Annotated in this window: 4 protein-coding genes and 1 pseudogene; all 5 read left to right on the top strand. The window is 32.2% G+C overall.

The features are described from left to right. Positions 1–143: 143 nt before the first annotated feature. Positions 144–2,159: a ferrous iron transport protein B gene (feoB, locus tag LQE93_RS15215; RefSeq protein WP_055266258.1), complete on the top strand. Its 2,016-nt coding sequence runs from the start codon at positions 144–146 to the stop codon at positions 2,157–2,159. Beyond that, positions 2,147–2,299 (top strand): FeoB-associated Cys-rich membrane protein, encoded by a 153-nt coding sequence (locus LQE93_RS15210; protein WP_084759006.1) that lies wholly within the window; start codon positions 2,147–2,149, stop codon positions 2,297–2,299. The genes feoB and LQE93_RS15210 overlap by 13 nt, the downstream gene beginning before the upstream one ends. 249 nt (positions 2,300–2,548) lie before the next feature. Further along, positions 2,549–3,634, top strand: a pseudogene (recA, locus tag LQE93_RS15205) (recombinase RecA). A 393-nt stretch (positions 3,635–4,027) separates the two neighbouring features. Continuing rightward, positions 4,028–5,881, top strand: coding sequence for a phytoene desaturase family protein (locus LQE93_RS15200; protein ID WP_186839099.1), 1,854 nt, complete (start codon positions 4,028–4,030; stop codon positions 5,879–5,881). 10 nt (positions 5,882–5,891) lie between these two features. Next, complete coding sequence (locus LQE93_RS15195) at positions 5,892–6,821, top strand: ABC transporter ATP-binding protein (RefSeq protein WP_231074304.1); 930 nt, start codon at positions 5,892–5,894, stop codon at positions 6,819–6,821. Positions 6,822–6,833 lie beyond the last annotated feature (12 nt).

The raw sequence follows: 6,833 nt of genomic DNA, 5'->3' as shown, positions 1-6,833 counted from the left end.
TTATATTAGTCTTGTTCATTGTTCTTCTCTCCTTTTCTAAGGGGGTATTATTTAGTTTTGCAAACCTATTGTATTTCCTTAGGTTGAGAAGAGCAATGTTCATATAACTTAACAGATCGAAATAATATATCTGGGGGTAAATGATGAAAATAGCATTAGCAGGAAATCCTAATAGTGGTAAGACTACTTTATTTAATCTTATTACTGGGAAAAGTGAAAAAGTTGGTAACTGGGCAGGAGTTACCGTAGATAAAAAAGAAGGTAGTATAAGAAAATCACTAATGAAAGATGGGGATTCGATAAAAATAATAGATCTTCCAGGGGCATACTCTATGTCGCCATTTACAAGTGAAGAAAATGTAACTAGGGACTTTATAAAAAATGAAAATCCAAATGTTATTATAAATATAGTTGATGGAACAAACTTAAGTAGAAGTTTATTCTTTACAACCCAGTTATTAGAGTTAGATATACCAGTCGTAATTGCATTAAATAAAACTGATTTAAATAAAAAGCAAGGAACTAAAATTGATATCAAAGCTTTAGAAAAGCTTTTAGGATGCTCAATTGTTGAGACTGTTTCAATAGCAACTAATAATAATGGAATAGAATCTCTTATAAAGAAAGCTATAGAAGTTAAAGGAAATAGTCAAAAAGCACCTTTTGATGGACAAGGTATTGATTTATCAAATAAAAAAGAAGTAGAAGAAAATGATAAGAAGAGATACGATTTTGTTAAAGGAATTGTAGCTAAAGTTGAGAAAAGAAATAACACTGAGGATAAGATAAGACTTCAGGACAAGGCAGATAGAATATTAGCTCATAAATGGCTTGGACTTCCTATATTTGCAGCAGTTATGTGGGCGGTGTTCTCAATATCGCAAACATATTTAGGACCATTATTTGCTGACATTCTTGTTGCAGGGGTTGATAAGGTTTATGCATTTGTAGAAGGTTTACTTGGAGCAAATGTATCACCATTATTAAGCTCAATACTATTAGATGGTATTATAGGTGGAGTAGGAGCAGTTATTGGATTTTTACCATTAATTATGATTTTATTCTTCTTAATAGCATTATTAGAAGACAGTGGATATATGGCTAGAATAGCTGTAATCATGGATAGATTCTTTAAGAAAATAGGATTAAGCGGGAAGAGTATTATTCCAATGATTATTGGTACAGGTTGTGCTATACCAGGAATAATGGCAACAAGAACTATAAAAGATGAGAGACAAAGAAGAACAACAGCAATGTTAACTCCATTTATGCCATGTGGAGCAAAACTTCCTGTAATTGCTTTATTTGCTGGAGTATTCTTCAACGATGCTGCATGGGTTGGAACATTAATGTACTTCTTAGGAATATTCTTAATAATTATAGGTGCATTAATAGTTGTTAGAATTACAGGAGAAAAGAATTCAAGTTCATACTTCATTATGGAGCTACCTCAATATAAAGTTCCAAGTATAAAAAGAGCTACAGTTTCAATGTTTGAAAGAGGAAAAGCTTTCATAGTTAAAGCAGGAACAATTATATTACTTTGTAATACAGTTATACAAATAATGCAAAGTTTCAATTGGCAATTCCAATTAGTTGCAGAAGGTGCAGAGAATACTAGTATATTAGCTACAATAGCTTCACCATTTGCATTTATATTAATTCCATTAGGTTTTGGAGCATGGCAATTAGCAGCAGCTGCAATTACTGGATTTATAGCTAAGGAAAATGTTGTAGGAACTTTAGCAGTTGTATATTCAATAACTAACTTTATAGATGTTGAAGAATTAGCTTTAGTATCAGGAGTTTCAGAAGTATCTCAAATTATGGGACTTACTTCAGTAGCAGCACTTTCATACTTAATGTTTAATTTATTTACTCCACCTTGTTTCGCAGCTATTGGTGCAATGAACTCAGAAATGGAAGATAAAAAGTGGTTATGGGGAGGAATTGGATTCCAATTTGCTACTGGATATACTGTTTCATTCTTAGTTTATCAAATAGGAACATTAGTAACTACAGGTTCATTTGGAACTGCATTTGTTCCAGGACTTATAGCAGTAGCAGTTATAGCAGCTATAATTATATTCCTTATGAAAAAAGGCAGTGAAAAAGCTGCTAGCAATGGTAAAAATAAAGGTGCAGCATGGGAAATGTAATTGTATTATTAATAATTATACTTATTTTAGCATTATCGATTACTAAGGTAGTTAAAGAAAAGAAAAAAGGTGTAAAATGCATAGGCTGTCCACATAGTAAAGGATGTTCTAGCAATTGCAACATTACTATAAAAAAATAGATTAAAACTAAAGATTTATAATAAAAAAATAAAAAAATTCTAAAGCTGACAATGAAGCTTTATATAATCAGAATAGTTAATTAAATAATACAAGATTTATATAATAAAATTAACTAGAAAAAAATTATGTATTACATCAGAATGAAAAAATGTGATATACTTTTTATAAGTCAATGCGTTGTACCTACGGTCATACCACTTGCCGTAACGTACAGCGCATTTTTATTTTAACAAATGGAGATGGTATGAATGAATATTGATGATAATAAGTTGAAGGTGTTAGAAAATGTAATGAGTCAGATAGAAAAGCAATTTGGAAAAGGAGCTATTGTTAAGCTTGGAGGACAATCCTCAATGGATGTTGAATCTATATCTACAGGTTCATTAGCTTTAGATATTGCTTTAGGAGTAGGGGGAGTACCAAAAGGAAGAATAATAGAAATTTATGGACCAGAATCATCAGGTAAAACCACTATTGCATTAAGTATAGCAGCAGAAGCACAAAAAAATGGAGGGGCAGCAGCGTTTGTAGATGCAGAACACGCTTTAGATCCTATATATGCGAAGAAGTTAGGTGTTGATACCGATGAGCTAATAGTGAGCCAGCCAGATACAGGTGAAGAGGCATTGGAGATAGCTGAAGCATTAGTAAGAACTAATGCCATAGATGTGATAATAATTGACTCTGTAGCTGCACTTGTACCTAGAGCAGAAATTGAAGGTGAAATGGGAGCTTCTCATATAGGGTTACAGGCAAGGCTAATGTCACAGGCTTTAAGAAAGCTTACTGGAGCTATTAGCAAATCAAAATGCACAGTAATTTTCATAAACCAGTTAAGAGAAAAAATAGGTATTATGTTTGGAAATCCTGAAACAACAGCGGGAGGAAGAGCTCTTAAATTCTTTGCATCTGTACGATTAGATATTAGAAGGATTGACACTATAAAAAATGGTGAACAATTCCTAGGAAATAGGGTCAAGGTAAAGGTAATTAAAAATAAAGTTTCAGCACCATTTAAGATAGCTGAATTTGATATAATGTTTAATGAAGGTATTTCAAAAGAAGGAAATTTGGTAGATATTGCTGTTAATGATGGAATTATTCAGAAGAGTGGTGCATGGTTCTCTTATAATTAAATAAGGATAGGACAAGGAAGGGAAAATGCAAAGCTGTATTTAAAAGAAAATCATAATATAGCACTTGAAATAGAAAACTTAATAAGAAATAAAAATAATATACCAGTATTAACTATGAATCCTTTAGTAAATGAAAAAGAAGAAAGTTTAAGAGATTCTTTTGAAGATAAATTAGAAAGTTATGAGAGTAATGCATAAATCAGAAACAAGTGAAATAGTTGCATAGAATTATATAGTTTAGGGTATTTATATAGGAACAATTATGAAGTCATATATATAAGGCTAGTAGAAGTTACTAAGTAACAGCTACTAGCTTTATATATAATGAACAATAGTAAGAACATAAGGACAGACTATGAGTTACTGCTTTAAGACACCGCGTTCTTTTAAGTCAGATAATAGTTTACTGTACATTTCTTTATCAATTTTGTATTTGTAGAGATGAACAGTGAAAAAGATAGTATATATGCTTCTGTAAGTAGTAATAATTCAGTATTTTTAAGATGTTTTATGGCAAGGTTAATATTTTTTCTATTACAAGAATAAAGTTAATAAGAGAAGAGTGTTTTTATGAACAATTAAGGAGGGTATATGAATTATGACGTTATTGTGATAGGGGCAGGACTATCAGGTCTTACTGCTGCTTCATTGCTGGCAAAACGGAAGCTGAATGTATGCGTTGTAGAGGCTCAGAATAAACCAGGAGGGGCATGCGGGATATTTAAAAGAAAAGACGTAGTGTTTGAACAGGGAGTTGGGATGATATACGGATTTAATGACAAGGGGTTTAGTCCACATAGGTTTGTATTTAATGCATTAGAAGAGCCAATAGATATAATAAAGCATAATGAACTTTATGCTGTAAACTATGGTGAGCATAGAATAGTTTTTTATGAAGACCTTGATAGGTTTATAGAAGAATTAGCAAAGGTATTTCCAAAGGAAAAAGATAATTTTAAAAGGTTCTATAGAGACTTAAGCAGACAGTATATGAAAATAATAGCAGAGAAGCCTAACTTTATATCACCGGATGCAATAAAGAAAGAACAGGGGCTTCAGGGGTTTTTAAGACATCCTGTGGAGTATATTAGATTTTTAGGATATATGAATAAAAATACAACGAGTATTTTAAAAAAGTATTTCAAAGATGAAAAGGTATTTAATCTATTTGATAAGCTTACATCTACATACTGTTATACAAATGTTGAAGAAACTCCGGCTATATTATCTTCAGTGATGTTTGTTGATAATCATTTCGGTGGAAGTTATTATCCTGCAGGATCAACACTTAATTTAGTTGGAAAGCTAGAGAAGGTAATCGAAGAAAATAATGGGAAGATGATTTATAACAGAGAAGCGGAAAAGATAATAGTAGAAAATAATACTGCGGTTAAGGTAAGGCTGGATGATGGAAGCGTTATAAACGCTAAGTACATTATTAATTCAGGAACAGTATGGAATTTATATAATAAGCTACTAAAGGATAATGCGAGTGAAGAAATAAGAAAATGGACAGAATCTTTAGAACCTTCATATCCATCAGTAGTTCTATATGCACTTGTAAAAGAAAAATCAATACCAGAAGGGACACTTCCTATTGAAATGCTCATTGGTGATAAAACTAAATTAGATGAATCAGAAATTACTGCATACATTTTAAGCATAGATGATAAGACACTCTGCCCGGCAGGATATCATACTATAGCTGCAATAGGCCCAAGCTTTAAGAAATGGCCTAAGGGATATAAAAATGACTATAATACACAGGAATATAAGGATATGAAGGAGGCTGAAAAGAACAGGATTTTAGATGTCCTTGAAAAGAGGTTTCCTGGCTTTAAGGAAAATATATGCCATGTAGAGGTCAGCACTCCGACTACATTGAACAGGTATGTATTAAAGGAAGGCGGAAGTGTTGCAGGACCAAAGCAGAAGCTTGGCCAGCATATGATGAAAAGGCTGAAAACTAAAAGCGAAATAAAGAATCTCTTCAACTGCGGAGAATCCACTGTTATGGGAACAGGGACACCGGCGGTCACAATCTCAGGGATAAGCGCAGCAAATCTTATCTTAAGAGAACTTGGGATGAAAGAATTTGAATATGATGAAAATATGAAAAATTATGTGAATATAGTTAAAAAGCCTTTTGAAAGAATGCAGATAAGAATTGGAAAAAATCCTAAGGAGGAAAAGATAGCAAAGCTAGCTTTAGAGTGCCAGTTTTGTGATAAGCCATTATGTGAAAAAGCATGCAGATATAATGTTCCTATAAGGGATATTAATAGAAGGGCTGCTGTAGGGAATTTTGTTGGAGCTATGAACTTATTAAAGCGTTATGATAGCAATCCATGTATAAAGTGTGACAGTAAGGATTGTGAAAGTCACTGCATAAGAAGAGGTTTTGCAGAGGAAGTAAGTATAAAAGAAATAAATAGTTGTCTTTAGGAGTTATATTATGTATATACTTCAAATTGAAAATCTTCATAAAAAGTATAATAATTTTGAAGCGGTAAAGGGTATAGATTTAAATATAAAAAAAGGGGATATATATGGACTGCTTGGGCCTAATGGTGCAGGAAAGAGTACTCTGATTAAAATTATATCCGGGCTTGAAAAGATGACTTCTGGAAAAGTGATATTTGAAGAAAGAGAAACAAATATAAATAAATATAAAAAAAACATTGGATTGCTGCCGCAGGATATTGCTATTTATCATGACCTGACTGCAAGGGAGAATGTATCATTTTTCTGTTCATTATATGGATATAGAGGCAGGGAGCTTAAAAGAAGGGTTAATAAGGCTCTGGATTTTACAGGGCTTTTAAATGTTGAAAATAAAAAATCTAAAGAATTTTCAGGTGGAATGAAAAGAAGGCTAAATATGGCCTGTGCAATTGCCCATAGTCCCAGGCTGATAATAATGGATGAGCCAACGGTAGGCATAGATCCTCAGTCAAGAAATCATATTTTAGAATCAGTCAGGAGGCTAAATGAAGAAGGAGCTACTATAATTTATACCTCCCACTATATGGAGGAGATAGATGAACTGTGTGATAACATTTCCATTATTGATAACGGAAGGATAATAGTAGAAGGAACTAAAGAGTATCTAAAGTCAACTGTGGTTGATGAAGACATATGTACAATAAAGCTTAAAAAGGAAATTTATAATATAAAAAAACATCTAAGCAGAATAGCTGGGATACAGAAAGTAGAGGTTACTGAAAATGAAATAAAATGCTACTATTCTAAGGGGATGAATATTATTCCATATATTATATATACCATTACTAATAATAGCGGTGTTATAGAAAATATAAAAAATGAAATTCCTACATTAGAAGATGTATTTTTAAAATTAACAGGAAAACAATTAAGAGATTGATATAACAGGGGC

This window comes from Clostridium sp. NSJ-145, from assembly GCF_021044725.1.
In the GTDB taxonomy this organism is placed as follows: Bacteria; Bacillota; Clostridia; order Clostridiales; family Clostridiaceae; genus Clostridium; species Clostridium disporicum_B.
This window is presented reverse-complemented; position numbering and strand designations above follow the sequence as displayed.

Excerpts from the sequence above, each read along its gene's own strand:
- feoB (WP_055266258.1), top strand. The coding sequence starts at position 144 with ATGAAAATAGCATTAGCAGGAAATCCTAATAGTGGTAAGACTACTTTA.
- LQE93_RS15210 (WP_084759006.1), top strand. The coding sequence starts at position 2,147 with ATGGGAAATGTAATTGTATTATTAATAATTATACTTATTTTAGCATTA.
- LQE93_RS15200 (WP_186839099.1), top strand. The coding sequence starts at position 4,028 with ATGAATTATGACGTTATTGTGATAGGGGCAGGACTATCAGGTCTTACT.
- LQE93_RS15195 (WP_231074304.1), top strand. The coding sequence starts at position 5,892 with ATGTATATACTTCAAATTGAAAATCTTCATAAAAAGTATAATAATTTT.